The sequence below is a fragment of the Neobacillus niacini genome, from assembly GCF_030817595.1.
GTDB lineage: Bacteria > Bacillota > Bacilli > Bacillales > Cytobacillaceae > Neobacillus > Neobacillus niacini_G.
In genome coordinates this window covers 6109937-6135602 of the sequence record NZ_JAUSZN010000001.1, presented here as the reverse complement: position 1 = coordinate 6135602, position 25666 = coordinate 6109937, and the positions used below count along the sequence as shown (strand labels likewise).

Genomic DNA, 25666 nt, shown 5'->3' with positions numbered 1-25666 from the left:
CTTAGTTTTTTGAGCTAATTATGCACGAGAAACATAGGAAGCTTCTGTCGTGTTAATGATTAATTTATCACCTTGATTGACGAAGAAAGGAACTTGAACAGTAAGTCCTGTTTCAAGCGTTGCAGATTTTGTTCCACCTGAAGATGTATCGCCCTTTATCCCTGGCTCCGTATCAGTAACTTCTAGTACAACTGTGTTTGGCAATTCTACACCGAGTGTTTCATGACCGAACATCATAATATGAACTTCCATATTTTCTTTTAAAAACTTTAATTCATATTCAATATTGCTAGCAGGAAGTTCTACTTGTTCATAAGATTCCATATCCATAAATACATGCTGATCTCCGCTGGCATATAGATACTGCATTTTACGGTTATCAATTTGCGCTTTTTCAACTTTTTCACCAGCACGGAATGTTTTCTCTTGGATTGCTCCATTACGAAGGTTACGAAGCTTTGAACGAACAAATGCAGCGCCTTTACCTGGTTTTACGTGTTGGAAATCAAGAACGCGCCAAAGCCCGCCATCCACTTCAATTGTTAGACCTGTTTTAAAATCATTAACAGAAATCATGTTTTATCCTCCTATGTCTATTACAAAATAATGAGTTCTTTCGTAGAATGAGTAAAAGCTTCGTTATGGTCCTTTGTAATGAGAGTATCATCTTCAATCCGAACCCCGCCAAGTCCTGGCAAGTAGATACCTGGCTCGACCGTTACAATCATGCCTGGTTCAAGAACAAGATCCGAACGGAAAGAAAGAGCCGGACCTTCATGGACCTCAAGTCCAATTCCGTGACCGGTAGAATGCCCAAAATAATCTCCATAACCTTTTTCCGTTATGTAATCTCTTGTTAGTGCATCTGCTTCTTTTCCTGTCATTCCGGGTTTAATACCTGCCATTCCCCTCAATTGGGCTTCTAGAACGATGTCATATATTTCCTTAAGCTTTGCCTCAGGTTCACCTACTGCCACTGTTCTAGTGATATCTGATACATAGCCGTCATAATAAGCACCAAAGTCTAAGGTTACAAAATCTCCTTTTTCAATCACCTTATCGCTTGCAACTCCATGGGGGAGAGCAGAGCGGTACCCAGAGGCAACAATGATATCGAAAGAAGAAGAAGTTGCTCCTGCCTTTCTCATAAAGAACTCTAATTCATTGGATACTTCAAGCTCCGTCTTTCCTGGTTGAATAAAATCCAATATATGCTTAAACGCAGCATCGGCGATATCTGCTGCCACCTTTAATATCTTAATCTCTGCTCCTGTCTTAATCAAGCGTAATTTTTCTATAACACCTGAAATAGGAACAAGTTCTGCTTCGAGTTCTTTTTCATAAGCTCTATAAGTGGAAAATGTTAAATGATCTTCTTCAAAACCAAGCTTTTTAATACCAAGGTTTTTTGCCTGCTTCGCTACTTCTTCCACAAGCGTCCCTGTCATTTTGACAACTTCATAACCTTCACATTGGCTTGAAGCTTGTTCCACATAACGAAAATCGGTAATAAATTGCGCCTTAGATGCACTTATGAGTACTACCCCAGCCGAACCAGTAAAGTTTGTCATATAGCGACGGTTAAATTGACTTGTAATTAAAAAACCATCAATTCCATGTGAAGAAAAACTTGATCTTAATTTCTCTATCTTTTCCATCGTCCCACTCTCCCGTAAGTAATCCCGTAATAATTTTAATCCCTATTGAAGCCATATCAAAAATTATTTTATCACATCTAAGTCTATAAAGACTAATAAAGCGTTAAGAGGCAGTCTCATTTTCTTCCATATGATTGATTTCATACTCATAGTTAATCGAATAGCCAATAAACAATCCATATACCAGATATAAACAAATAGTGGTAATAACTGTATTACGATTTAAGTCTAAAAATGGCTTTATCCCTGGAAAAATTGGATTTAATACTAAGTACACCAGTAAGAAGAGTATAATCCCATATCCCAAGCCTAACCAAATTCCATTAAATTTTTTTAGTGCCAGGGCATAAACAAAAGCTGCACCAACAGAAAGGATACCAAGTAAAATAATTGAAATAACAGTCCCCAGCATTTCGTTTTTCCAGTTGCCCAACGCCCAAGGACCTAATATTACATTCGGACGAATTTCAGTGAAATTAAAGTAGTATGCTAAAAAACCGATGGTCCCCCAAAATAGACCTCCAAATAATCCCGTCCAGAATACTAATACGGCAAAAGACATAGGTTTCGGATAATTTGATTTTTTTGGTCCATTAGCCATAATAATCTACCCCCTCAAAATGTTTTTTACATTGGCTGTGTGTTAATAAATACTATTGATGGAGCGGAAGGCGCTCGACTCCTGCGGGATGAACGAGCTGAGTGAGACCCCGCAGGTCGGGACGACCGAGGAGGCTCACGGGCAAGCCCGCGGAAAGCGCAGCGCCTCGGGACAGGCAAAGACCACCTCTCCCTGCGGTGATTATTCCAAGAAGCTTTCCTTAGCGGTGCGTAAATCAACAGCCCTGTTTAACACAGCCTTCACTGAAAATCTTAACCCAGCAGAATTCCACCATATTATGCCCTTTAATTGCCAACCACTTGCATAGAAAAACTTTTTAATTGGAAATATTATGTCTTCCTAGAGGTTTTTTCATGATTGAAGTAGAATAAAATTAAGTACAATAAAATTTTTCAAATTAAGTTCAGAATCTTCTATATATCTCCGGTCTTAATCCTAAAGAACTAACGGAGAGTGATAAATAATTGTAAAAATGGAAGAAATGTCTAAAACATTATTATTTGTGTGTTTAAAAAATTAAGAAAATGCTTATGATGCTCTTAGGGAGGTGGCTTTCTTGAAAAATCGGATTTCCGTTCCTTTGGTTGGTAGTGTTATTGTTTTAGGAATAATTGGCATTATCGGGGCTTTTGCAGGTGATCCTATCGGTTTTCTTAAGAATATCGTAGTGTTCGCATTGGTCGGTTTAGCCATTTATTTTGTTTTTAGATTAATTCGTAGAACAAATCCTAGGAATAAAGAGCAGCAAGCCTTTATAAAGGCAGCTAAGAAGTCCAAAAAACGATTGCAGACTAAAGGTGGAGAACAGTCTACAAAAAGTACATCCTTTGGTTCACTAACTTCTTTAAAGAAAAGCAAGACAAAAAAGAAGTCCCCTGTTCACTTAACAGTTATCGATGGCAAAAAGGGCAAAAAGAAAAATCGAGCGTCATTATAAACGCTCGACTTTTTTATTTGCTTCCTTAATAACACCAAGACTTGAAGAACCTTTTGGCAGCTTCTCTGCCTAATTCAAACAATTCTTGTTTCTTTTCATCTGTCAGATGGAACTCGATTGATAATGCACCCTCTGAAGGAACAAAAATGATGTTTTTGGCATGTTTTCTAGATACATAACGTGAATCATGTGCATCCTTCATCGTTTCAAACAGAGCACCAAACAACTGAATGGCATTTTTGATTTGATGTTTTTCGTGCTCATATTCATCTGCGCTTAATTTAATTCCGATTACTGGCCTTACCTTTTGAATATTTTCGCGGTCAAAAAGCCACATTGGGAAATTGCTTAATACTCCTCCATCAACGATCACATTTACTCCATCCATCGATTTTAATTTAACTGGCTCAAAAAAATATGGGATACTGCAGCTCATTCGTACTGCTTTTGCGATCGAAAATGATTCAGGAGGAATACCATATCTAACTAAATCATCCGGAAGGACCATCAGCCTGCCATTGGAGAGGTCGGAAGCGATTATTCTTAAGTTCTGCGGCGGCAAATCCGAGAATGTTCTTACACCTTTTGCTGCTAACTTTTCTTCAATCCACTTTTCAAGCTCATTCCCTTTATATAAACCCAACTTCCAATAAACAAAAAGCCATTTAGCCAGCGGAAAAGGAATAATCATTTTTCTAGCATCGAGGAACTTTGTTAAATCCAGGTCATCAAGAACTTGTTCAATCTCATGACTTCCATATCCTGCTGCAATTAAGGCCGCGACAATCGATCCAGCACTCGTTCCAGCAACACGCTCGAATTGAAATCCTTTCTTTTCAATTTCTTGAATTGCCCCAATTAGGGCAAAACCTTTAATGCCTCCTCCAGAAAAAACACCGTCTATTTTCATGGCAGCCACTCCTAAAGGTGTACTCATTGTTACACTTTAAGCGGTTTGTCATCAAAATAGTACGGTGTACAAGCAAAAAATTTCTCAAGTGAAATATTCAACAATTGCTTTTGGAAAATATTCGTTAATGTAACTACGAATGGTCGTTTCTAATTCGTTCGCCTCTTCTGTTGGATAGACATATTTGCCGATTCCATAGCGGCCCCATTTATATTTGCGCTTTTCCTCATCCATTTCTAGCTTGGTTTTAGGATACCTTTTAGCTATCACGTTCTTTGCTGGCTTAGTAAAACGGTGTTGAATAAGTTCAAATGTCAAATCCGGTATATCTAAACCTTCCAGCTCATTACTTAAACGTTCAAAAAGCTCACGATAGCCTTCCTTCCAATCCTTATGTAAATAAATGGGTGCAACAATAAATCCTAAAGGATATTTAGCCTTTGCGACCTTTCTTGCAGCTGACAGGCGATCTTCAAAAGAAGAAGTACCTGGCTCAAAATTCTTGATAACATAACGAGAATTAACACTAAAACGGAATCTTGTCCTCCCATTGTGATTGGCGTCCAGCAGATGATCGACATGATGAAATTTTGTTACAAACCTCAGCAAGCCAAACTCGGATTGTCCAATAAATTCGATAGTCTTCTTCAGTGAATGTGTTAAATGATCTAATCCCACGATGTCCGAGGTACAAGCAGCTTCAAACCGTGTGACTTCTGGCTTACGCTCATCCATGTATTTCTGTGCTTGTTCAAAGATATCCTCTAGATTTACATAGGTTCGGATATAAGGTTTGCTGCCGAGTGTCGTTTGCAGGTAGCAATAATGGCAGTGCCCCATACAGCCAGTAGCCAAAGGGATCGCATATTCTGCAGAAGGCTTTGAGGTATCAAATTTTAAGGTCTTTCTGATTCCGACTACAAGGGTTGATTTTGCATTTCGGTATTTTTGATTTTCATTATCACCCGGCAAATCGCGTATCTGGTTATGTGAAGTAGTCTCACGAATTTCAAGATTCAATTTTTCAAACTTCTCTTTTAGTTCTCTTCCAAGAGGGTATTCCAATGCTCTAGGTTCAAAGTATACTAATTGAGGCATAAAAGGTTCCAAGTTATTTTCCTCTTTTCAATCTGTTTTTTATAGTATGAGCAATTTTTAAATATTAACATGGTTCATAATTTGTTTATATTTTGTCTACAAATTGTTCACTTTAGTACTCTCTTTATTCATATCATCAACACAAAAATTCTCTATACTTTACCTATTAATTAGTGGGTTTTATTAACAAGTAAAGGTAGGGAACTTTATGAGCATAAAAATAGAAAGCATAAAGGTGTATGAAATGACCTGTACATCCTGCGAGAAGCGGGTTGAAAGAACAGTAAAAAAATTAGATGGGGTCCTCGAAGTAAAAGCTAGTTTTAGCGGTCAATTTGCCGAAATTGAATATGATGATCATTTATGCGATTTAAAAAAAATAAAAAGTGCAATTCGAAGTGTAGGTTATAGCACTGAAAGCCCTAAAGACTTTAAGTTTATTGGAATTATGATTGCAGTTGCAGCCTTTGTATTACTAGGAATCAATACTGGGAATTACGATATGGAATCACACCTTAATAATGCCTCATATGCTGAATTATTTGTAGTTGGAGTGATTACTTCTATCCATTGTGTAGGTATGTGCGGCGGAATCATGCTTTCGCAAAGTATTGGAAAAGAAAGCAAGAACAAGTTTGAAGCAATAAAACCCGCACTTTTATATAACGCAGGAAGAGTGGTCGCATATACGGTACTAGGCGGGGTTATAGGCGCTATTGGTTCTGTTTTCGCTCTTTCACTAACTGCAAAAGCAGGGTTGCAGTTAATTGCAGGTGTTTTCATGATTATGATGGGCTTAAATATGGCTGGTTTTAAGGCCTTTAGAAAGTTCCAAATTAAAATACCAAATGTGGCTTGTAAAGCAATGAGTACACCTAGAGCACCATTTTTTGTTGGTCTTTTGAATGGATTAATGCCATGTGGCCCTCTGCAAACTATGCAAATATTTGCTTTAGGAACAGGGAGTGCAGCGGCTGGTGCCTTATCGATGTTTATGTTTTCGATCGGAACTGTTCCTTTAATGCTGACATTTGGCGCATTATCAGGGTTGTTGACCAAAGGATACACAAAAAAAATACTAAAGTTTAGCGGTGTGTTAATTATTATGCTCGGTCTTATTATGAGTAACAGAGGGCTTGCACTGGCAGGCATGAATATTAGTCCAATGGCTATAATGTCCGGCGTGGGAGCCTTCGGTGATGCAAATGCCTCATCTTCCTCATCCGATGAGATAAAAGCAACAATTAAAGATGGGGTTCAAGTCTTGAATATGACTGCCAATGTTTATGGTTATACCCCAAAAACTCTTTATGTCCAAAAGGGAATGCCGCTTAAATGGGTTATTAATGGTGAAGAAATTACTGGCTGTAATAATACGATTGTAGTGCCGGGTATGGATATTGAACAGAAACTGCAAAGTGGAAATAATCTAATTGAATTCACACCAGGTAGTGAAGATCTTAATTTTAGCTGCTCGATGGGAATGAAGCGTGGAGTAATTAAAGTTGTAGATGAGCTAGAAGCTATCACGGCTTTAAGCAGTGATGGAGACGGTGTTGATTCTGCTGTTACTGCCCCTCCAGCGGAACCTGCTCAGTCTAGTATCTACGGCGAGGATTTTAGTAAGGTAGCGACTGATCGATTAGTTAAAAAAGCCGAAATGGCTGCTAACGAGCAGACAATTACTATAAAAGGAACTGTATATGAGTTTGAGCCGCTTATTATGGTGGTTAATAAAGGTATCAGTACAAAAATGGCCTTAGACCTATCTTCCTTTGATAATGCAGAAGGGTACTTTATGATCCTAAATTCATCAACAATGCAGATTGTTACCGATTTTACTGGGACAAAAGGAGTCAATAATATTGAATTTACTATTAGTAATAGTGGTTCATACGGTATCTATCTAAATGAAAAAGAATTATTGGGAATTATTGAAGTGGTTGATGATCTAAATTCAGTGGACCTGGAAGAGGTTAGAGCGAAATATATTCAATAACCAACAATAAGAGTCTTAGTAATCGATTAATTACCAAGACTCTTTATTTATCTAGCTGGTTTAAAGCCTTTTAATCTTAATGCATTTAATCATACTGATACGGAGCTTAAACTCATGGCGGCAGCTGCGATGAGATTGGGGTTATTTTGTTGAATTAAAATAGACTTTTACTTTAGTTCCTACACCTTCTTCACTTTCTACCTTAATCAACGCATTGTGAAGCTCAAGGATATTCTTAACAATCGTTAAACCGATACCATTTCCTTCAATTTGACTTCTACTCTTATCTCCTCTATATAGCCTTTCAAAAATAAATGGTAAATCTTCCTGCTTAATACCAATCCCATCATCTATCACTTCCATAATAATCGTGTTTTTTTCCTTATAAAGTTTAATCAAAATCGTCCCATTACTATCTGAAAATTTAAGTGCGTTTGATAATAAGTTTATAATCACCTGTTTCATTTTGTCTTTATCCGCGTTGATTTTGTATTCATCCGGGGCGATTTCAAATTGAATCGTACAATTTTTATTTTGAGCAGCCCTATAGAAGTCCTTACAAATCTCTGAAATTAGATGATCAAGGTATATAGATTCATAATTAATCTTGATACCTTCAGATTCAAACTCTTTTAAAAAATTTAAGTCATTTATTAATTTTCCAAAACGAATGACTTCCTCATTTAAATAATTTAATCCCTCATTTGTAACAGGTAATACACCATCAATCATCGCTTCAAGATTATTTTGTAACACGTTTAAAGGAGTTCTAATCTCATGCGTAATATCTGATACTAACCTTTTTCTAAGAGTGTCCTGGTGTTTTAATTTACCTGCAAGAATATTCACACTTTTCCTTAAATCCTCTAACTCTGTAATATTACTTTTTAAATTCGATAAGGTATCAAAGTTTCCTTGAGATAAGCGGACAGACATGTTTGCTACTGCCCGAATGGGAGTAGAAAATTGCTTTGAGAAGTACAGACTCAAGCTAATGATGATAATTAGCGCAAGGGTACCACTGGCAATAATGCTTTTGTTTATAGAAGATTTAAAGGTTAAATCTTCCTCTGATAGAAGCACTGACGAATACTGTCCAATATCAATAAACCCAACTATTTTACCATTCGCTTTTATTTCAAACGTTTTCGTCGTATAAACGCCACTATCATGTCCTGACATTTCCCCGATATGAATTTGAGTTTGTAAGTCATCTGGATCCATTCCCCAGACTGCCTCTTTACTGCTATCTAAAAGGGTCAAACAATAATTCCCCATATAAGCCTCGTGCATTAATTCAATCCCTGTATCCGAGGACCATTTCCCTTCCCTTCTATATGCTTCCTCAAAATAGGAAACGATTCTTTCATACCTCTTGTTTTGAATATCAATCATGTATTCGTTAAATTTATTGGAAACCGTCAGATTAACAAAAATGGTAACTAGTAGGATAGCGGCCACCGTGGATAGGACCAACAACAGACTCAATCTTCTATTAATTGTTTGCACCTACTTCTCACCGCCAAATTTATAGCCAGCTTTCATTACCGTAACAATATATTTAGGGTTCTTCGTGTCTTTTTCAATCTTTTTACGGATATTTTTTATATGGACATCAATCGTCCGATCGTACCCGTTAAAATCTACGCCAAAGATTTTATCAATCAATTGTTCTCTAGATAATACATTCCCTTTTGCGGTGACGAGGGCACAAATAATATCAAACTCATTTGGTGTAAACGGAATATCTTGTTCTAGTATGCGAACTGCTCTTTTATCACAATCAATTAATAAATAACCATCATCAAAAATAACCTTTGATGAAGGAAATTTAGAACCTATTCTCCTGAATAAAGCATTTACTCTAGCAGTTAGTTCTCTTGGACTAAACGGCTTTATCAAGTATTCATCCGCACCTATATTTAATCCTTCTATTTTGTCATTTAATGATCCTTTTGCTGTGAGCATAAAGATATGGACATCCGATGTTTGACGGATTATTTTACAAACTTCTTCACCGCTAATATCTGGAAGCATCAAATCTAGTATAATTAATTTAAAATCTGCGGTATTACACACATCCAGCCCTTTTAATCCGCTTTTTGCGCTAGAAACTTTATATCCTTCCTTTTCCAAGTATCCTTTAATAACAGTTGATACACTTTGCTCGTCTTCAATCAGTAAAATATGATTCATCTTATTTCACCCGGCTTATAAAATTAGAATCCTTATAATTTAAGTATAATAGTTACAGATAGTGATAAATGTGAAAAAGGCTGACAATTATGTGTCAGCCTTTTTGTATTATCATGAAGTTTCACATCTATAGTTTTACTTTTTGTAATCGTAACGCATTAAGGACAACCGATACAGAACTGAATGCCATTGCAGCTCCGGCTAGCCAAGGTGCTAAGAAACCAAGTACGGCGAATGGTATTCCCAGTGAATTATAGGCGAGTGCCCAGAAAAGATTTTGTTTTATATTCGTGATCGTCTTTTTACTCATGTAAATGGCATCTGCAATACTATTTAAATCCCCGCGAATAAGGGTGATATCTGCAGCTTCCATCGCCACGTCTGTTCCGGTTCCAATGGCCATCCCGATGTCAGCAACCGCCAGCGCCGGGGCATCGTTTATCCCATCACCTACCATCGCTACTTTCTTTCCTTGGGCTTGTAATTTCTTAATTTCAGCTGCCTTGCCCTCTGGAAGAACTTCCGCAATGATATGTTCTATTCCAGCTTCTTTGGCAATCGCTAATGCAGTCTGCTGGTTATCACCAGTAATCATAATGACATCAAGTCCCATGGTTTTAAGGCGTTTAATCGCACCCTTTGAGGTATCCTTAATCGTATCAGCGACAGCAACAGTGCCTACATATTGCCCGTTGATTGCTGCAAGCATGGCTGTCTTTCCTGCCCTTTCTAATTCATCCATTTTTACGAAAGCGGCAGCAGCATCAACATTAAATTTATTCATCAATTTTCTTGTTCCAACTAATAATTCTCTACCATTAACCATTGCTTTAATTCCAAAGCCAGGGATCGCTTCAAATTCAGTAACATCTTTAAAAGGAATCCCTTTATCTTTTATTCCTTGGACAATGGCTTGTGCTAACGGGTGCTCCGATTGCTTTTCAGCAGATCCAATCAATGATAAGAATTCTTCCTCGTTAAACATTGTGTCTGTGATTACATCCGTTAAAACAGGTGTACCATTTGTTACTGTCCCTGTTTTATCAAGTACAACAGTTGTGATTCGGTGGGTCATTTCTAAATGCTCCCCACCCTTAAAGAGAATCCCAAATTCTGCTGCCCTTCCCGATCCAGCCATAATCGACGTTGGGGTTGCTAATCCCAATGCACATGGACAAGCAATAACAAGAACAGCAATCATTTTTTCTAATGCCTCACCAAAGTTTCCTGGGGCAACCCACACAAACCAGATAATAAAAGTAAGAACGGCGATTACCACCACGATGGGTACAAATACACCAGATATTTGATCGGCAAGTCGTTGGATTGGTGCCTTAGAACCTTGTGCTTCTTCGACCACTTTGATAATTTGCGCTAGTGCTGTATCTCTGCCGACCTTTTTTGCCTCAACCTTTAAGAAACCATTTTTGTTAAGTGTCGCTCCAATAACATCATCACCTGCAGACTTATCAACAGGAACACTTTCTCCTGTAAGCATAGACTCATCGATGGCTGAAGTTCCCTCAATAATTTTACCGTCTACAGGAATTTTTTCACCCGGCTTTATCAGGAGGATATCTCCAACAACTACTTGCTCAAGCGGAATTTCTAATTCTTGCCCATCTCTTTCCACTGTGGCGTTCTTAGCTTGAAGACCCATTAATTTTTTGATTGCTTCTGAAGACCGGCCTTTTGCTTTCGCTTCAAAAAGCTTCCCTAAAATAATTAAGGTAATTAAAATGGAACTTGTTTCATAATAAAGCTCCACTCCATGGGCTTCTTCCATAAGAGACATGATTGATAAATACAAACTGTAAAAATAAGCTGCGGATGTACCTAAAGCAACCAGTACATCCATATTTGCACTCTTATTTCTAAGCGCTTTATAAGCACCGATGTAAAACTGGGAACCAATAATAAATTGAACAGGTGTAGCTAATGCCAGCTGCACCCATGGATTCATAAACGCTTCCGGAACCCAAATAAAAGATGTAAATGTAAAATGTCCAACCATGGCCCATAATAAAGGAAGGGACAAAATCGCTGCAAAAATAAATTTGCCTGTTTGCTTTTTAATTTCCTGTTGACGGTGGTCAGTTGTTTCCTTTACGTCTTCTTTTATATGTGCTCCATATCCCAGCTTTTCAACTTTGTTAATAATGTCACCTGGTGTTAAAACAGACCCATTGTATTCCACGGTCGCCTTTTCGAGCGCAAGATTCACATTGGCCTTAACAACACCATCTAGTTTATTTAAGCCTTTTTCAATTCTTGTTGAACACGCAGCACAGGTCATTCCAGTAATATCAAACTCCGCTTTTTCGGTAACCACGTCATAACCAAGGTCTCTTATCTTTTTTTCAATATCCTCGACCTTTAATTTTTGTGGATCGTATTTAATAGCAGATTTTTCTAAGGCTAGATTTACAGTTGCGTTTTCTACACCTTCTAATTTATTTAATCCCTTTTCAATCCTTAAGGCGCACGCAGCACAGGTCATTCCAGAGATTTGTAAATTGGTTTCTTTTAAAGCTTGAGACATAAAAATCACCCCTTTATACCCCTTGTGGGTATATTTTATTTTAAAAAGAACGTGCTATTTCAGTAGCACGTGTCTTTGCCTAATTATTCTACGTCGTAACCTTGATCATCAATTGTTTCTTTAATTTTATCTAGTGACACTTCTTGGTTGTTATATTCAACGTCAACTGTATTAGCTTTTAAATTAACTTTTACAGAGCTTACTCCATTTAGTTCACCCACACTGCCTTCAACTGCTTTTACACAATGATCGCAAGACATTCCTTGTACGTTCAAAGTAACTTTTTCCATTTATATACACCCTTTCGTAATTAACACTTTTTTTAACCTTGTTAAAGAGGTAAGGTTCTTAACTATATTTAACCATACCCCCCTACCCTATGTAAAGTATTTTTTATCGTTTAATTGATTCTTTTCCAACTTTCACATTTTGTTCATAAATGAATATTTTTATCCAAGAGTTATGTTACAAGGACCAATAGGTTAAAGAGTCAAATATGCCTAACAAGATGATCAATACCCCCGAAACTCTTTGAATGGAAGCTCCAATCTTTCTCCCCTTTTTCATTAGTAATCCGCCTCCGCCTAAGTACCAAATAATCAAAATAAATAGGATTAAAGGCAGTGCAGTACCAATAGCAAATATCGATGGCAGGATAAAGCCGTAGGAACTGGACAAGACAATCGGCATTAAAGTAACAAAAAACAGAATAAACATCGTTGGACAAAAGGCGAGCGAAAAACTGAAACCAAGCATAAATGAACCAATTGGAGTTTCCTGTTGGTAATCTTTTGATCCTTTAAATAAATTGATTGTTCCTCGAAGTTTTATCACTCCTACCATATACAAACCTACAATGATCAGCAGTGGACCCATAATTTTGCGAATCCAAGGAAAATAAGAAATTAGACTATCTTGAATTTCTCTTCCTAATATCCATACCAACCCACCTAATAATGAGAAGGCTGCGATTTTGCCTAATGTGAAAAAGATAACGTCCTTCCAAACAATTTTCTGTTGAAAGGAGCGGTTACCATACAGTGTTAAGGCACTGATGTTTCCGGTAAGCTGACATGGTGCCAATGCTCCCACTATCCCCAAAAGCAGGGCAAAAACGAATGGTAATGACTCCAAGTTATTAGCGATGATAAAAAACGGTTTGCTAACAGAAGAACTAAATTGACTCATGAGATTGTACATAGCATCACCTTATTTTTCATGGATGATAAAAACTGACTATTTACTAAGTTAATACTATAACAATTGTAATGAGATATTATGTTGAACGTATGAAGAGTTTTTGACACTTTTACGACGATTTTCATTACAAAAGCACCGTGAAGTATCGGTGCTTTCTATAGTCTATTTAATTTCTACAACGTATGGATAAACGTATACTTGTCCGTTAAACTTAAACTCTGCCCAAATCTTATATATCCCTGGTTCTGAGAATTTTGTAGCAAATACAGGCTCATTACCTTCAAGTGGATGAACGTGAACGTAATTTTCTCCTCTTTCATCCAGTATTACGACATGTCCTAGTGCTCCAAGATACTGTTCTGGGGTATCCCCAGTTAAATCAAATTTAAGTTGGATGTCCTCATTTACTTTTAATGCACTTGGAAGCAGTTTAACTGTGTGACCTCCAGTTTCCTTTATTAGTTCGGTGTCAACGGTTAGAGAATCTTTCTCATGTTCGTTATGACTTTCTCCTGCCATGAATGAAATCGGGGATGTCACATATGTTTTGCCTGTTGGTTTGATATCAACAAATGCTTTATAATCCCCAGCTGGTAATGAATGAGGTACTTTGAAGACTCCAGGCTCGTTTGTTTGAGGATGTAAATGTTGATACTCTTTTAAATCCGTACTGACAACAATTAAATGCATCAATTTTTCGTGATTCACTTCTAAATCTGATACAGGGTTTCCTTCTAAATCCTTCAATGTAATGATCAATTCTCCATTTTCAACTTGAATGTTTGGAATGACTTCACTTTCACCATCGTGGTTATTACCATCTTCTTTATGCTCTTGATCGTGGGATGCTTGTGGTTCTTGTTTGTGAACTGCCTTTGTTTCATTATGAGTTTCTGTTTCTGCAAAAGAAGGAAGGACATAGTATCCTCCTACTATTACAAACAGGTAAACTAATGCAGAAATAGTCCATTTCTTCATTCAAACTCACTCCTTAATACCTATATAGGGTATATTTTTTTGAAAAAGAGAGCGTGCTCAATCGAAAGCACGTTCTTAACAAACCTTAATTTATCTTTTGGAAAAACCAACATGAAGATGTTGTTAACTATCTGATGAAAAGATTATATTATACCCTGGTATAGTATGTAAAGAGGGATTTACATATTTTTAACATTTAATGGTGCCCTTTTAAATGATTATTTCAAAACAAACAGATAAACTTATCTTTAATAAACGTGTAGCTCAAAAGGGGGATTTATGAAACAAAGTAAACTTTCTTTACTTCTTGAAATCCTAATGGTTTCAACAAAACTTGGATTAACTTCATTTGGCGGTCCTATTGCACATTTAGGATATTTTCATGATGAGTATGTTCGAAGAAGAAAATGGCTGGACGAACAGGCTTATGCAAATTTAGTTGCACTATGCCAATTTTTACCTGGTCCGGCCAGCAGCCAGGTAGGAATAGGGATAGGTATAATGCGCGGCGGTTTATTAGGAGGAATTTTAGCATTTGTTGGTTTTACCACCCCTTCTGTCGTCATGCTGATCCTTTTTGCCCTTATTCTAAAAGGAATGGATATCGCAAATGCTGGCTGGATTCACGGATTAAAAATTGTAGCAGTTGCCGTTGTGGCTCATGCGATATGGGGGATGGCACAAAAGTTAACTCCTGATTTATCCCGAAAAGCTATTGCCTTACTCGCTTTAATATGTACGCTATTATGGCAAACAGCATATACCCAGGTAAGTGTAATCCTAATTGCTGCTGTCGCAGGTTTTATTATCTATAAGGGGAAAAAGGAAGATTCTCCCTCTGCTATACAGGTCCCACTTACCCGAGGATTCGGGGTTATGTGTTTAGGTTTATTTTTTGGATTATTGATTGTCCTTCCTATTTTAAAAGAGTTAACTGCTTCTAGCTGGGTGGCGATGTTTGATAGTTTTTATCGCTCAGGTTCATTAGTGTTTGGCGGCGGACATGTAGTTTTACCATTATTGGAACGAGAGTTTGTTCCAAGTGGCTGGCTCAGTAAGGAAGCGTTCCTAGCTGGATATGGGGCTGCACAGGCAGTACCTGGACCGCTGTTTACCTTTGCAGCCTATTTAGGTGCTGTTGTGGATGGATGGGCAGGTGGATTACTGGCAACCTTTGCAATCTTTCTTCCTGCGTTTTTATTGGTGTTAGGGACATTACCGTTTTGGGTCAGTATAAATCGGAATCCTAAAATATCAGGAGCAGTAATGGGTGTCAATGCAGCAGTTGTAGGAATACTGATTTCTGCTTTTTATGATCCAACTTGGACTAGTACTATTTTAGCGCCTATAGATTTTGCCTTTGCGGCACTATTGTTTAGCATGCTAGCCTATTGGAAGCTGCCGCCTTGGGTGATTGTGGTTACTGGGGTTATTGGAGGGTACTTACTTAGTTTAATTGTGTAAAAAAATGAGGATGCCCTAAGGACATCCTCATTTTACATTTTTATAAACCACACTTTAGCTGTGTACCACAATTAGAACATGTATTACAGCCGCCAATTTCTTTTACTTTACCTTTACGGCACACTGGACAAGTGTTTCCAACTTCAGAACCAATCGTTACATCTGTTGAACGAAGGTCACTAATGGTATCAACAAGTACTACGTGTTGTTTCGTTTTTTCTGTGAATGTTGGGATCTCGTTTTCTTCTGCTTTAAGGGTAAGGACTTGTGAATCACGTGATCCATCTACATAGACTGTACCACCCTTTGCTCCGCCTTTGTAAAGACGCTCATACACTTTTTCCACTTGTTCAACACTATATCCTTGAGGAGCATTTACAGTTTTACTGATAGAACTATCAATCCAACGCTGAATAACACATTGAACATCTGCATGTGCTTCAGGTGCAAGCTCCATCGCTGCAACAAACCAGCTTGGAAGATTATCTGCATCTGCTTCGGGGTGCTTATCAAGGTATTCTTGAACGATATCAGCTTTCACTTCGATAAATTTCCCTAGACGTCCGCTTCGGAAATAAGAGAATGAGAAATAAGGCTCTAATCCAGTTGATACACCAACCATTGTTCCAGTACTCACTTTTGTTACTCTCCATATATTTTTATAGAGGGCGGGAATATTAGTACCCGCTCCATATGTCGCCATATGGGTCAGACTATATCATCAACCATAATTTTTGGTTGCTCAGCATGTAGTCGTTGAAGGGTCAGCCACGACTTCCCTGCGGATTGTCTGGTAGGCAATAAGCCAACACTCTTACATTTTTACCCGATTACTTGTTGGCAAGACAAAGGTAGTAAGAGATACGCCAGGGTTTCCCGCATATAGCTAAGTTTACGCAGCGCTCTTACGAACACTGGGGGCAATTACTTTACCCGTTGGAGCAACAGTTAGCAAATGTGAATTTCTTATTCCGTTTTCTAATATAGATTGACGAACATCTTCAGGCATTTTTTTCATATATCCTGTATCAATAAATGCTTGACGTAAACGGTTTGTTTCTTCGCGTGTTTCACCATTTAAGAATGGGAAACTTCCCTTTTCTTTTGCAAGTTCTATTGATGTCTTATATGCAGTAGTTGCAATTACTTCAAAAACTTGATCAACAAGTTTATTACCTTCTTCTGAGCCGTACATCGTTTCACAATAGATTAGCATATCATGCAAGCCCATTACGCCAAGACCTACACGGCGTTCACCAAGAGCCTGCTTTTTATTTTCTTCAAGGAAGTATGGTGTAGCATTGATAACGTTATCCTGCATTCTAACGCCAACTGCTACTGTTTTCTTTAACTTCTCAAAATCTACTGTTTTCGTTTCCTTATCAGCCATTTCCGCAAGATTAACAGCTGCAAGGTTACAAACAGAAAATGGTGCCAGAGGTTGCTCCCCACAAGGGTTTGTTGCTACGACTTGTTGTCCATATGCTTTGGCATTTGTCATGTCGTTGGCGTTGTCGATGAAGAATATTCCTGGCTCAGCCGAGTAAGTTGCGCAAATGTTTATAAGGTTCCAAAGCTCTTTTGCTTTAATTTTCTTATAAACTCGCACTTTGTGTCCAAGCTTTTCCCATTCGCGAACGTCTCCTACTTTATGCCATTCTTCATTGTAAATCTTCATTTCCTCTTTATTGTAGATTTCAACATGTGGGAAACGAAGCTCATATTCACTATCATTTTCAACAGCTTCCATGAATTCTTTCGTTAAACATATAGAGATGTTCGCACCAGTTAAGAATTCTGGATTATGAACGGTATAGTTACCACCAGTTTGAAGCTTTTCTTCAGCCTCTGCAATGATGTCTTCACCGAAGCCACCTAAGCCTGGAATTTGTTTATAGTTAACAATTCCCTGATACATGGCTCTCTCTTGGGCAGTTAGCGGTGTTAATTTTAGTTTGTCCTTAGCATGTTTCTTAATAGTTTCATCATTCGTATTTTCAATCAAAAACCTTAGAATTCTAGGGTTTTGCATTTTTGAAATAATAAATTCAATCACGTCTGGATGCCAGTCCGCTAACATAATCATCTGCGCACCCCTGCGCGACCCACCTTGTTCAACAAGATGTGTTAGTTTCGCAATATCATCTAACCATGATACCGATCCAGATGATTTACCATTTACTCCTCTTGCCAAGGTGTTTCGTGGTCGTAATGTAGATCCATTTGTTCCTACACCGCCGCCGCGACTCATGATTTCCATTACCTGTTTACGGTGATCTGAGATCCCTTCACGTGAGTCTGGAACAAAAGGCATTACATAACAGTTAAAGAACGTTACATCTGTTTCTGCTCCTGCCCCATAAAGGACGCGACCCGCTGGAATGAAATTCATTGATACTAGCTCATTGTAAAACTTTTCAAACCACTCAATTCGCTTCTCTTCTGTTTCCTCAACTGAAGCAAGACCGGTTGCATTTCTCTTAGCAATCTGCTCATAAAACAATTCTAGAGGCTTCTCAATTACATCTAGCGAGCGCCAAATCAATCCTGTTGCCGATTCCTCAGGGTCATCTAGGACAGCTCTAAATTCCTCTTCTACTAAAACCTTTGCTTTTTTACTCTCCCAATCAATCTCCATGATGTATCCAAGACCGCGTGCTGGGAATTTTGGATCTTCTTTTATAGTGAGAACAACAAAGTCGCCATTCGTTAGGGTGATTTTTGCAGTGTCTTTGAAGGTGTACCGGTCCAACATGACCAATCGTGAAACACCCTTATGAGTTATTTTCATATCTGGGGTAACCGGGTGCACTTGGGGGAATAAGTGGATATCCTCATTCAACCTTTCAAAATCAATATTCATTTTTTGTCTAAAAACTACAGACATGAGAACAACTCCTTCAAAAATTCTATATCTTGTATGAGATTCTAGTAAGTTATGCTATATCTAGCTGACTCGATATAAATAAGTTAACATAGGTAGATACAACAAATCAATATATAGTACCGAAAATATTTTCGACACCACTACATATTGTATTTAAGGCAAAAAATATAAACTTTGTCAAACTCAAAATAAACTAGAAATTAGAGAATAGATAAGATATCTATTAAATTTCGGCAAAATACAGGAAAATTTAACAAATTTCGCAGGTTGCGATTTTTAAATAGAGGAAAATTTAAAGCTATAAAGGAGATATATTGATTATCAAGAATATTAAAAAAGGTATACTTAATTAATAAGCCAAAAAGAGGAGGAAAAAATAGATGATAGCACATATTGAAAAAGTTGAAAACGGCTATACTGCCACATATGAACGCCATCTTAACCATTCAGTTGAAGAGATATGGTCTTATTTAACGGACAATAAAAAACTGCCAAAATGGTTCTCAGAATTACATATAGACGAACTTCGTAAAGGCGGGGTAATTAAATTTGATATGGGGGATGGAACATTTGATGAACTTTCTATCCTAGACTTAAAAATAAATTCTGTTTTGGAATTCTCCTGGTGGGTAGATACCGTTCGATTCGAATTAACTGAAGTATCAAATGGATGTGTACTGCGCCTAATAGAAAAAATAAATACCATTACGGACCATACCCCAAGAGACCTTGCTGGCTGGCATGTATGTTTAGATGTCATCGAAGCATTACTGGATGGTAGGGCCATTGATCGTAAAGAGGAATGGAAAATCTGGTATGAAAAATATGTTACAGAAATAGAGAGAGTAACTCGACAATAATAACTCAGGCGGACTCAATAATACTGAGTCCGCCTTTTTTGCTATCATTAATTTTGGATTTATTTTTATATTATAAACGCATAGTCATGAGGCCCGTTCTCTCCGGTTACGCATCTTTTTGGGCTTCATGAACCCTTTATGAGGACCGTTCTATCTGAAAATTCTTCTTTTAGGGCTTCATGAACCCTTCATGAGGACCAATCTATCTGAATAATCTTCTATTAGGGCTTCATAAACTCTTCATGAGGACCATTCTATCTGTATACTCTTCTTTTGGGGCTTCATAAACTCTTCATGAGGACCGTTCTATCTGTATACTCTTCTTTTGGGGCTTCATGAACCCTTCATGAAGCTAGTTCTATCTAATTACTTTTCTTTATAGGCTCCATAACCTATCGTTTAAAGTTCCACTCATCACTTTCATATCGCTCTTTAGCTATTTTATTGACGTATGCAAGTTCTTCTTCGGTTAATTGATAGGGTTGTAGTTCGATATTAAGACCCTCTGCAAATCCTTTATAGAAGGCTTCTTTTGCTTCCTCTAACGTAATTTTTCTTGAACTGATTTCATTAATGGCAACTGCCTTACTTTTAAAAGCTGATTTCATCCTATCCTTTACTCTCTCACTCGGATATTTAAATAAACTGAACAGCTTATCCTCGTCTAAATCTAATAAAATCGACCCGTGTTGGAGGATTACCCCCTTTTGGCGGGTTTGTGCACTTCCTGCTACTTTACGACCTTCGACCACAAGTTCATACCAACTTGGTGCGTCAAAACATACTGCTGAACGAGGATTCTTCAGTGCACTTCGCTCCTCATCTGTTCTAGGGACAGCAAAATAAGCTTCTAATCCCAGCTGATGAAATCCTTTTAAAATTCCTTCTGATATAACACGATAGGCCTCTGTTACCGTTGTAGGCATTTCTGGGTGATCTTCCGATACAATCACACTATATGTAAGTTCATGCTCATGGAGCACACCGCGGCCTCCAGTCGGTCTTCTAACGAACCCTAACTCATGGGCTTTTACTGCCTCTAGGTCGATTTCCTTTTCAACCTTTTGGAAATATCCAATTGATAGAGTCGCTGGATCCCAGCCGTAGAAGCGGATAACGGGCGGAAATTTCCCTTCACTATGCCAATCAAGTAATGCCTCATCCAACGCCATGTTAAAGGATGGAGAACAATTACCAGAATCTATAAAACGCCAAACCTCTTTGTTCATATAAAAACCTCATCTTTATGTAGTTTACTCTTATTTTAGTCTACCAAAATCTGAGATGAATTCAAAACCAGATGTTTTAGGCATAATGAATTTGAAGTTTTTTGTCGTTTATTCTTTATCTTTCCGTGATTGGCTTATATAATAAAACATAGTGTACCATGCTTGAAAGGAGCAATCGAAATTGAATTCACTTTATGTCCTACTTATCATCATCGTGGCAGTTGCGGCTTATTCTGTTTTCACCTATTTTTATCAAAAAAGGATTGTTAAAACGGTAACGGAAGAGGAGTTTCGTGCCGGTTATCGAAAAGCACAATTAATCGATGTTCGTGAACCGAACGAATTCGAAGCAGGTCATATTCTAGGAGCCCGTAATATTCCAATGTCACAAATGAGAATGCGAATGAAGGAGCTTCGTCCGGATTTACCTGTTTATTTATATGACCAAAATGGCATGCGCAGCGCCCGTGCCGCACAATTTTTACACCGTAAAGGGTACAAGGATTTAACCCAGCTTCAAGGCGGGTTCAAAAAATGGTCTGGGAAAGTAAAAACTAAGAAATAAAATGTTGTGGACTTTCCATATGGGAAGTCCTTTTTTTGATCTGATTGTTCCCCTAATTCCATCCCGCGTGATTTATGGGCAATACCACTCTGATTGTTCCCCCTATTTTCATCCTGTGTAATTTACCGGCACAATTCTCCCTTGATTGTTCCCCTATTTTCGCCCCCCATGATTTACGGGAACAATATCCCCTAAATTGTTCCTCTATTTCTGTTCCCATTAATTTACCGGCACATTCCACTTCCCCAAAAACCAAAAGGTCAGATTCAGCAAACTGAATCTGACCTAAAATCTTTAAGCCTTTTGGTATTTTAAGATTGGTTTACGCGCAGCGGTTGCTTCGTCCATACGGCCTACTACAGTGGTATGCGGCGCTTCTTGAACGATTTCTGGATTCTCCTCTGCCTCTTTGGCAATTTGAATCATAATGTCAACGAATGAATCTAGCGTTTCTTTAGACTCTGTTTCAGTCGGCTCGATCATAATACATTCTTCAACATTTAATGGGAAGTAGATGGTTGGCGGATGGTAGCCAAAATCAAGCAGGCGTTTTGCGATATCCAACGTACGGACACCTAATTTCTTCTGTCTTCTTCCGCTTAAAACAAATTCATGTTTGCAATGCTTATCAAATGGAAGATCATAATACTCTGCAAGTCTTCTCATCATATAATTTGCATTTAATACAGCATATTCAGTTACCGCTTTTAAGCCATCTGGTCCCATTGAACGAATGTAAGTATAGGCTCGAACATTGATACCAAAGTTACCATAGTAAGGCTTCACGCGACCGATTGATTGTGGACGGTCATAATCAAATACAAACTCTTCACCGCGCTTCGAAATCACAGGTTTCGGTAAAAACGGAATAAGGTCTGCTTTTACACCAACAGGACCTGAACCTGGCCCTCCGCCGCCATGTGGACCCGTAAAGGTTTTATGAAGATTTAAGTGAACCACATCAAATCCCATATCCCCCGGTCTAGCTTTTGATAGTACCGCATTTAAGTTTGCACCATCATAATAAAGCTTACCGCCGGCAGCGTGAACAATTTCAGCCATTTCTACAATGTTTTCCTCAAAAAGTCCAAGGGTATTTGGGTTAGTTAACATTAAAGCAGCTGTATCTTCCCCAACTACTCTTCTTAAATCATCAAGGTCAACAAGACCATTCTCATTTGATTTTACAGTGATGGTTTCTAGTCCTGCAACGGTTGCAGAAGCAGGGTTTGTTCCATGTGCAGAATCAGGTACAATAACCTTTGTTCGCTTCAAATCTCCGTTTGCTTCATGGTAAGCACGAATCATCATCAATCCAGTCCATTCCCCATGAGCACCAGCAGCTGGCTGTAATGTTACTTCATCCATTCCTGTAATCTCAATTAAATGCTCCTGCAAATCATATAACAGTTCAAGTGCACCCTGTACAGAGCTTTCATCCTGAAGTGGATGAACATGAGCAAATCCGTTAAAACGCGCCACATTTTCGTTGATTTTTGGATTGTATTTCATTGTACATGAGCCTAATGGGTAGAAACCTGAATCCACCCCATGGTTTCTTCTAGATAGCGCAGTGTAATGACGCATAATATCAAGCTCAGAAACCTCAGGAAGCTCTGGCTCCTCACTGCGTAAATATCCTTCAGGAAGAAGGTTTTCAAGGTCTAATTCGGGAACATCCATTTCCGGGAGGCTGTATCCAATTCTGCCTGGTGTACTTAGTTCAAAAATGAGTGCCTGATCTTGGTTATGCATGCAAATCCCCCACTTCTTTCACAAGAGTATCGATTTCTTCCTTCGATCTTTGCTCTGTTACAGCAATCAGCATATGGTTAGCAAGTTCTGGATAGTCACGTCCTAAATCGTAACCGCCAATGATGCCCTTTTGTAACAAGGCTTGGTTGATCTCTTTCACTGGTTTGTTTAATTTCACAACAAATTCATTGAAGGAGTGTCCTTCGTAGACAACTTCAATGCCTGCAGCTTTAAATGCATTTTTTGCATAATGCGCCTTCTGTAAGTTAGCAACTGCCATTTCACGTACGCCTTTTTTACCAAGGGCTGTCATAGCAACCGACGCAGCCAAAGCATTTAACGCTTGGTTTGAACAAATATTTGATGTTGCTTTATCACGACGGATGTGCTGTTCACGGGCCTGTAGTGTTAAAACAAATCCACGACGTCCTTGATCATCTGTAGTCTGACCGACAAGTCGTCCAGGTACCTTACGCATTAACTTATTCGTTACTGCAAAATAACCGCAATGTGGTCCGCCAAATGCAGTAGGAATTCCAAACGGCTGGGCGTCACCAATCACAATGTCAGCACCTAACTTACCTGGAGGTGTTAATACTCCAAGAGAAAGCGGGTTTGAGGAAACAACAAATAGTGACTTGTTGGCGTGAACGATTTCTTCTAGTTCTTTTAATGGCTCAATTCGTCCGAAGAAGTTCGGATACTGAACGATAACTGCTGCTATTTCTTCATTCGCCAATCCTTTTAACGCTTCAATATCTGTAATTCCATTATTAACTGGTACTTCAATTACTTCTATATACTGACCTTTTGCATAGGTTTTAAGAACTTCCTTTGATTCAGGGTGAACTGCACTTGAAACAAGGATTTTCTTCCGTTTTGTATGCCCTGCGCTTAACATGGCAGCTTCAGCGAGAGCTGTACCGCCATCGTACATAGATGAGTTCGCAACATCCATTCCTGTTAACTCACAAATCATCGTCTGGAACTCAAAAATCGCTTGGAGTTCACCTTGAGAAATTTCAGGTTGATATGGTGTATAAGCTGTATAAAATTCAGAGCGAGAAATAACATGGTCAACGATTACAGGCATATAGTGGTCATAAACTCCTGCACCTAGAAAGGATACATTTGTTTTTAAATCGGCATTACGAGAAGCCATTTGGAATAGTTCTTTCATCAAAGAAGTCTCAGATTTTGCAGCTTTGATGTTGTATTCACCTTTAAATCTAACCTTTTCTGGAATATCGCTGAATAATTCATCAACGGAGTTAACGCCAATTGTTTCGAGCATTGCCTTTTTATCTGCTTCAGTCATAGGTAAATATCGATGTTTCATAAACCTAATCTCCCCTCGTGTTTACTTTTGTCGTTTATAAAAAGGTGTTGGTACTACTTTCGCCTTCAAGCGTTTTCCGCGAATTTCAACCTCAATTTCGGTTTCAAGACCGGCGTATTGGTCTTTAATTAGCACAAGTCCAATATTCTTTTTCAAGGATGGAGATTGCGTTCCCGTTGTCACTTCACCAATTAGTTCCTCACCTTTATAGACAGGGTAGCCATGACGTGGTATTCCACGGTCAATCATTTCAATTCCAACTAATTTTCTTGCTGCTCCCTGTTCCTTTTGCTGTTTAAGTACTTCTTTGCCGATAAAATCGGCTTCTTTATTTAACTTAACTGCAAAGCCGATTCCAGCTTCAAGCGGAGTAATTTCAGGTGACAATTCTTGGCCATACAGCGCAAGAGTTGCTTCAAATCTGAGAGTATCCCTTGCGCCTAAACCACAAGGAACGACACCTTCCTCTTGCCCAGCTGATAAAATCGCCTTCCAAAGTTCTACTGCGTCTGACGCATCACAATATATCTCAAAGCCATCCTCACCTGTATAGCCAGTTCGTGAGACCAGAGCGTTTTTCCCATTAATCGTTACTTCCTGTTGGAACTTAAAGAATCCAATAGTGCTTAGATCAGTATCACCTGCCAGCTTTTGAAGTACTTTTTCAGCCAGCGGTCCTTGAAGCGCCAATTGAGCCATTTTTTCAGACAAATTATCGATCGAAACATTTCCCTCTAAATGGTCCTCAAGCCATTTATAGTCCTTTTCGATATTGGAAGCATTAACAACTAGTAAATAATGATTATCTTCTATTTTATAAACAAGAAGATCATCAACAGTGCCGCCATTTTCATAGCACATGGCATTATATTGCGCTCCACCATTTTTAATTTTTGAAATGTCGTTTGTTAACATCATTTGCAGGTAGTTTAAGCTATCTGGTCCTTTTACTTCGATTTCCCCCATATGCGAAACATCAAATAAACCAGCCTTTGTGCGGACTGCTTCATGTTCTTCCTTGATGCTTGAGAATTGAACAGGCAGCTCCCAGCCTCCAAAATCAATCGTTTTTCCACCATATTCTTTATACACTTCAAATAGCGGTGTCCGTTTTAATTCAGTCATCGTTAATCCCCCTTCAACTAAAGATGTTTTTCATTTGTTGTTCCATAAATTCAGTGCATAAAAAGCAAAAAAGGACAGAGACCTCCCTTTAACAAAAAGAAGGTCTCTGTCCTTGCACCTGAAAGTTTACCTTAGATGGCTTTCCCCTTTGGTGGCTGCTCATTTTAGTCAGCACTCTCCAGAGCTGCGTCAAACAAGAGTTCTTTTGCCTGAGAGATTCACACATTGTGCTTGCTCCTTCGGCGCTACATTTGTAGTCTCTCCCCTTGTCATCATCCGCATTATAATATTTTCACATTCGG

20 protein-coding genes, 2 pseudogenes and 1 riboswitch are annotated in these 25666 nt (G+C 38.4%); of the genes and pseudogenes, 5 read left to right on the top strand and 17 right to left on the bottom strand.

The features are described from left to right. Positions 1–18 precede the first annotated feature (18 nt). From efp to QFZ31_RS29220, 3 genes are all read right to left on the bottom strand, one after another. Positions 19–576, bottom strand: a complete 558-nt coding sequence (gene efp, locus QFZ31_RS29230) for an elongation factor P (protein ID WP_306073436.1) — start codon at positions 574–576, stop codon at positions 19–21. Between the two features lie 20 nt (positions 577–596). Beyond that, the gene (locus QFZ31_RS29225) at positions 597–1658 is read right to left on the bottom strand and encodes a M24 family metallopeptidase (RefSeq protein WP_307309997.1); all 1062 of its coding nucleotides are present in this window, start codon (positions 1656–1658) and stop codon (positions 597–599) included. A 103-nt stretch (positions 1659–1761) separates the two neighbouring features. Next, positions 1762–2259: a YqhR family membrane protein gene (locus QFZ31_RS29220; RefSeq protein ID WP_307309994.1), complete on the bottom strand. Its 498-nt coding sequence runs from the start codon at positions 2257–2259 to the stop codon at positions 1762–1764. 568 nt (positions 2260–2827) lie between these two features. Between QFZ31_RS29220 and QFZ31_RS29215 the strand changes: the two genes are divergently transcribed. Continuing rightward, entirely contained in the window at positions 2828–3217 is a 390-nt protein-coding gene (locus tag QFZ31_RS29215; RefSeq protein WP_307309992.1) for an SA1362 family protein, read from the top strand. Positions 3218–3242: 25 nt separating this feature from the next. Here the strand turns inward: QFZ31_RS29215 and QFZ31_RS29210 are convergent, their stop codons facing one another. Further along, positions 3243–4127 (bottom strand): patatin-like phospholipase family protein, encoded by an 885-nt coding sequence (locus QFZ31_RS29210; protein ID WP_307309989.1) that lies wholly within the window; start codon positions 4125–4127, stop codon positions 3243–3245. A gap of 84 nt (positions 4128–4211) precedes the next feature. Then, a complete protein-coding gene (splB, locus tag QFZ31_RS29205; protein ID WP_307309986.1) occupies positions 4212–5237 on the bottom strand; it encodes a spore photoproduct lyase in 1026 nt (341 codons plus the stop codon). Positions 5238–5433: 196 nt separating this feature from the next. Between splB and QFZ31_RS29200 the strand changes: the two genes are divergently transcribed. Then, positions 5434–7224, top strand: a complete 1791-nt coding sequence (locus QFZ31_RS29200; protein WP_307309983.1) for a sulfite exporter TauE/SafE family protein — start codon at positions 5434–5436, stop codon at positions 7222–7224. Between the two features lie 141 nt (positions 7225–7365). Here QFZ31_RS29200 and QFZ31_RS29195 read toward each other — a convergent pair whose 3' ends face one another. The 6 genes from QFZ31_RS29195 to QFZ31_RS29170 form a co-directional block, all read right to left on the bottom strand. After that, positions 7366–8733: a sensor histidine kinase gene (locus tag QFZ31_RS29195; protein WP_307309980.1), complete on the bottom strand. Its 1368-nt coding sequence runs from the start codon at positions 8731–8733 to the stop codon at positions 7366–7368. Further along, complete coding sequence (locus QFZ31_RS29190; protein ID WP_307309977.1) at positions 8734–9420, bottom strand: response regulator transcription factor; 687 nt, start codon at positions 9418–9420, stop codon at positions 8734–8736. A gap of 127 nt (positions 9421–9547) precedes the next feature. Next, entirely contained in the window at positions 9548–11962 is a 2415-nt protein-coding gene (locus QFZ31_RS29185) for a heavy metal translocating P-type ATPase (protein WP_307309974.1), read from the bottom strand. Between the two features lie 83 nt (positions 11963–12045). After that, positions 12046–12252, bottom strand: coding sequence for a copper chaperone CopZ (gene copZ / locus QFZ31_RS29180; protein WP_307194491.1), 207 nt, complete (start codon positions 12250–12252; stop codon positions 12046–12048). A gap of 175 nt (positions 12253–12427) precedes the next feature. Further along, the gene (locus QFZ31_RS29175) at positions 12428–13162 is read right to left on the bottom strand and encodes a sulfite exporter TauE/SafE family protein (RefSeq protein WP_307309972.1); all 735 of its coding nucleotides are present in this window, start codon (positions 13160–13162) and stop codon (positions 12428–12430) included. A 162-nt stretch (positions 13163–13324) separates the two neighbouring features. Beyond that, positions 13325–14140 (bottom strand): hypothetical protein, encoded by an 816-nt coding sequence (locus QFZ31_RS29170; RefSeq protein WP_307309970.1) that lies wholly within the window; start codon positions 14138–14140, stop codon positions 13325–13327. Positions 14141–14419: 279 nt separating this feature from the next. Between QFZ31_RS29170 and chrA the strand changes: the two genes are divergently transcribed. Continuing rightward, positions 14420–15604, top strand: a complete 1185-nt coding sequence (gene chrA / locus QFZ31_RS29165) for a chromate efflux transporter (RefSeq protein WP_307309965.1) — start codon at positions 14420–14422, stop codon at positions 15602–15604. A gap of 40 nt (positions 15605–15644) precedes the next feature. Here the strand turns inward: chrA and QFZ31_RS29160 are convergent. Together QFZ31_RS29160 and QFZ31_RS29155 are read right to left on the bottom strand one after the other, a co-directional pair. Continuing rightward, positions 15645–16232: pseudogene (locus QFZ31_RS29160) on the bottom strand (hypothetical protein); the annotation flags it as partial. Between the two features lie 297 nt (positions 16233–16529). Continuing rightward, positions 16530–18491, bottom strand: a pseudogene (locus QFZ31_RS29155) (vitamin B12-dependent ribonucleotide reductase); the annotation flags it as partial. A gap of 380 nt (positions 18492–18871) precedes the next feature. Between QFZ31_RS29155 and QFZ31_RS29150 the strand changes: the two are divergent. Further along, entirely contained in the window at positions 18872–19351 is a 480-nt protein-coding gene (locus QFZ31_RS29150; protein ID WP_307309962.1) for an SRPBCC family protein, read from the top strand. 392 nt (positions 19352–19743) lie between these two features. Here QFZ31_RS29150 and QFZ31_RS29145 read toward each other — a convergent pair whose 3' ends face one another. Next, complete coding sequence (locus QFZ31_RS29145) at positions 19744–20580, bottom strand: biotin/lipoate A/B protein ligase family protein (RefSeq protein ID WP_307309959.1); 837 nt, start codon at positions 20578–20580, stop codon at positions 19744–19746. Positions 20581–20761: 181 nt separating this feature from the next. Between QFZ31_RS29145 and QFZ31_RS29140 the strand changes: the two genes are divergently transcribed. Beyond that, on the top strand, positions 20762–21145 hold the full coding sequence (locus tag QFZ31_RS29140; protein ID WP_307309957.1) for a rhodanese-like domain-containing protein: 384 nt from the start codon (positions 20762–20764) through the stop codon (positions 21143–21145). 294 nt (positions 21146–21439) lie between these two features. Here the strand turns inward: QFZ31_RS29140 and gcvPB are convergent, their stop codons facing one another. The 3 genes from gcvPB to gcvT are packed head-to-tail and all read right to left on the bottom strand — an operon-like array spanning position 21440 to position 25364. Further along, positions 21440–22900: an aminomethyl-transferring glycine dehydrogenase subunit GcvPB gene (gene gcvPB, locus QFZ31_RS29135; RefSeq protein WP_307309954.1), complete on the bottom strand. Its 1461-nt coding sequence runs from the start codon at positions 22898–22900 to the stop codon at positions 21440–21442. Next, positions 22893–24239, bottom strand: coding sequence for an aminomethyl-transferring glycine dehydrogenase subunit GcvPA (gcvPA, locus tag QFZ31_RS29130; RefSeq protein WP_307309952.1), 1347 nt, complete (start codon positions 24237–24239; stop codon positions 22893–22895). The genes gcvPB and gcvPA overlap by 8 nt, the downstream gene beginning before the upstream one ends. A 21-nt stretch (positions 24240–24260) precedes the next feature. Then, on the bottom strand, positions 24261–25364 hold the full coding sequence (gcvT, locus tag QFZ31_RS29125; protein ID WP_307309949.1) for a glycine cleavage system aminomethyltransferase GcvT: 1104 nt from the start codon (positions 25362–25364) through the stop codon (positions 24261–24263). A gap of 187 nt (positions 25365–25551) precedes the next feature. After that, positions 25552–25640, bottom strand: a riboswitch (glycine riboswitch). Positions 25641–25666 lie beyond the last annotated feature (26 nt).

Coding starts and splice junctions, on each gene's coding strand:
- efp (WP_306073436.1), bottom strand. CDS start 576: ATGATTTCTGTTAATGATTTTAAAACAGGTCTAACAATTGAAGTGGAT.
- QFZ31_RS29225 (WP_307309997.1), bottom strand. CDS start 1,658: ATGGAAAAGATAGAGAAATTAAGATCAAGTTTTTCTTCACATGGAATT.
- QFZ31_RS29220 (WP_307309994.1), bottom strand. CDS start 2,259: ATGGCTAATGGACCAAAAAAATCAAATTATCCGAAACCTATGTCTTTT.
- QFZ31_RS29210 (WP_307309989.1), bottom strand. CDS start 4,127: ATGAAAATAGACGGTGTTTTTTCTGGAGGAGGCATTAAAGGTTTTGCC.
- QFZ31_RS29200 (WP_307309983.1), top strand. CDS start 5,434: ATGAGCATAAAAATAGAAAGCATAAAGGTGTATGAAATGACCTGTACA.
- QFZ31_RS29190 (WP_307309977.1), bottom strand. CDS start 9,420: ATGAATCATATTTTACTGATTGAAGACGAGCAAAGTGTATCAACTGTT.
- QFZ31_RS29185 (WP_307309974.1), bottom strand. CDS start 11,962: ATGTCTCAAGCTTTAAAAGAAACCAATTTACAAATCTCTGGAATGACC.
- copZ (WP_307194491.1), bottom strand. CDS start 12,252: ATGGAAAAAGTTACTTTGAACGTACAAGGAATGTCTTGCGATCATTGT.
- QFZ31_RS29175 (WP_307309972.1), bottom strand. CDS start 13,162: ATGTACAATCTCATGAGTCAATTTAGTTCTTCTGTTAGCAAACCGTTT.
- QFZ31_RS29170 (WP_307309970.1), bottom strand. CDS start 14,140: ATGAAGAAATGGACTATTTCTGCATTAGTTTACCTGTTTGTAATAGTA.
- chrA (WP_307309965.1), top strand. CDS start 14,420: ATGAAACAAAGTAAACTTTCTTTACTTCTTGAAATCCTAATGGTTTCA.
- QFZ31_RS29150 (WP_307309962.1), top strand. CDS start 18,872: ATGATAGCACATATTGAAAAAGTTGAAAACGGCTATACTGCCACATAT.
- QFZ31_RS29145 (WP_307309959.1), bottom strand. CDS start 20,580: ATGAACAAAGAGGTTTGGCGTTTTATAGATTCTGGTAATTGTTCTCCA.
- gcvPB (WP_307309954.1), bottom strand. CDS start 22,900: ATGCATAACCAAGATCAGGCACTCATTTTTGAACTAAGTACACCAGGC.
- gcvPA (WP_307309952.1), bottom strand. CDS start 24,239: ATGAAACATCGATATTTACCTATGACTGAAGCAGATAAAAAGGCAATG.
- gcvT (WP_307309949.1), bottom strand. CDS start 25,364: ATGACTGAATTAAAACGGACACCGCTATTTGAAGTGTATAAAGAATAT.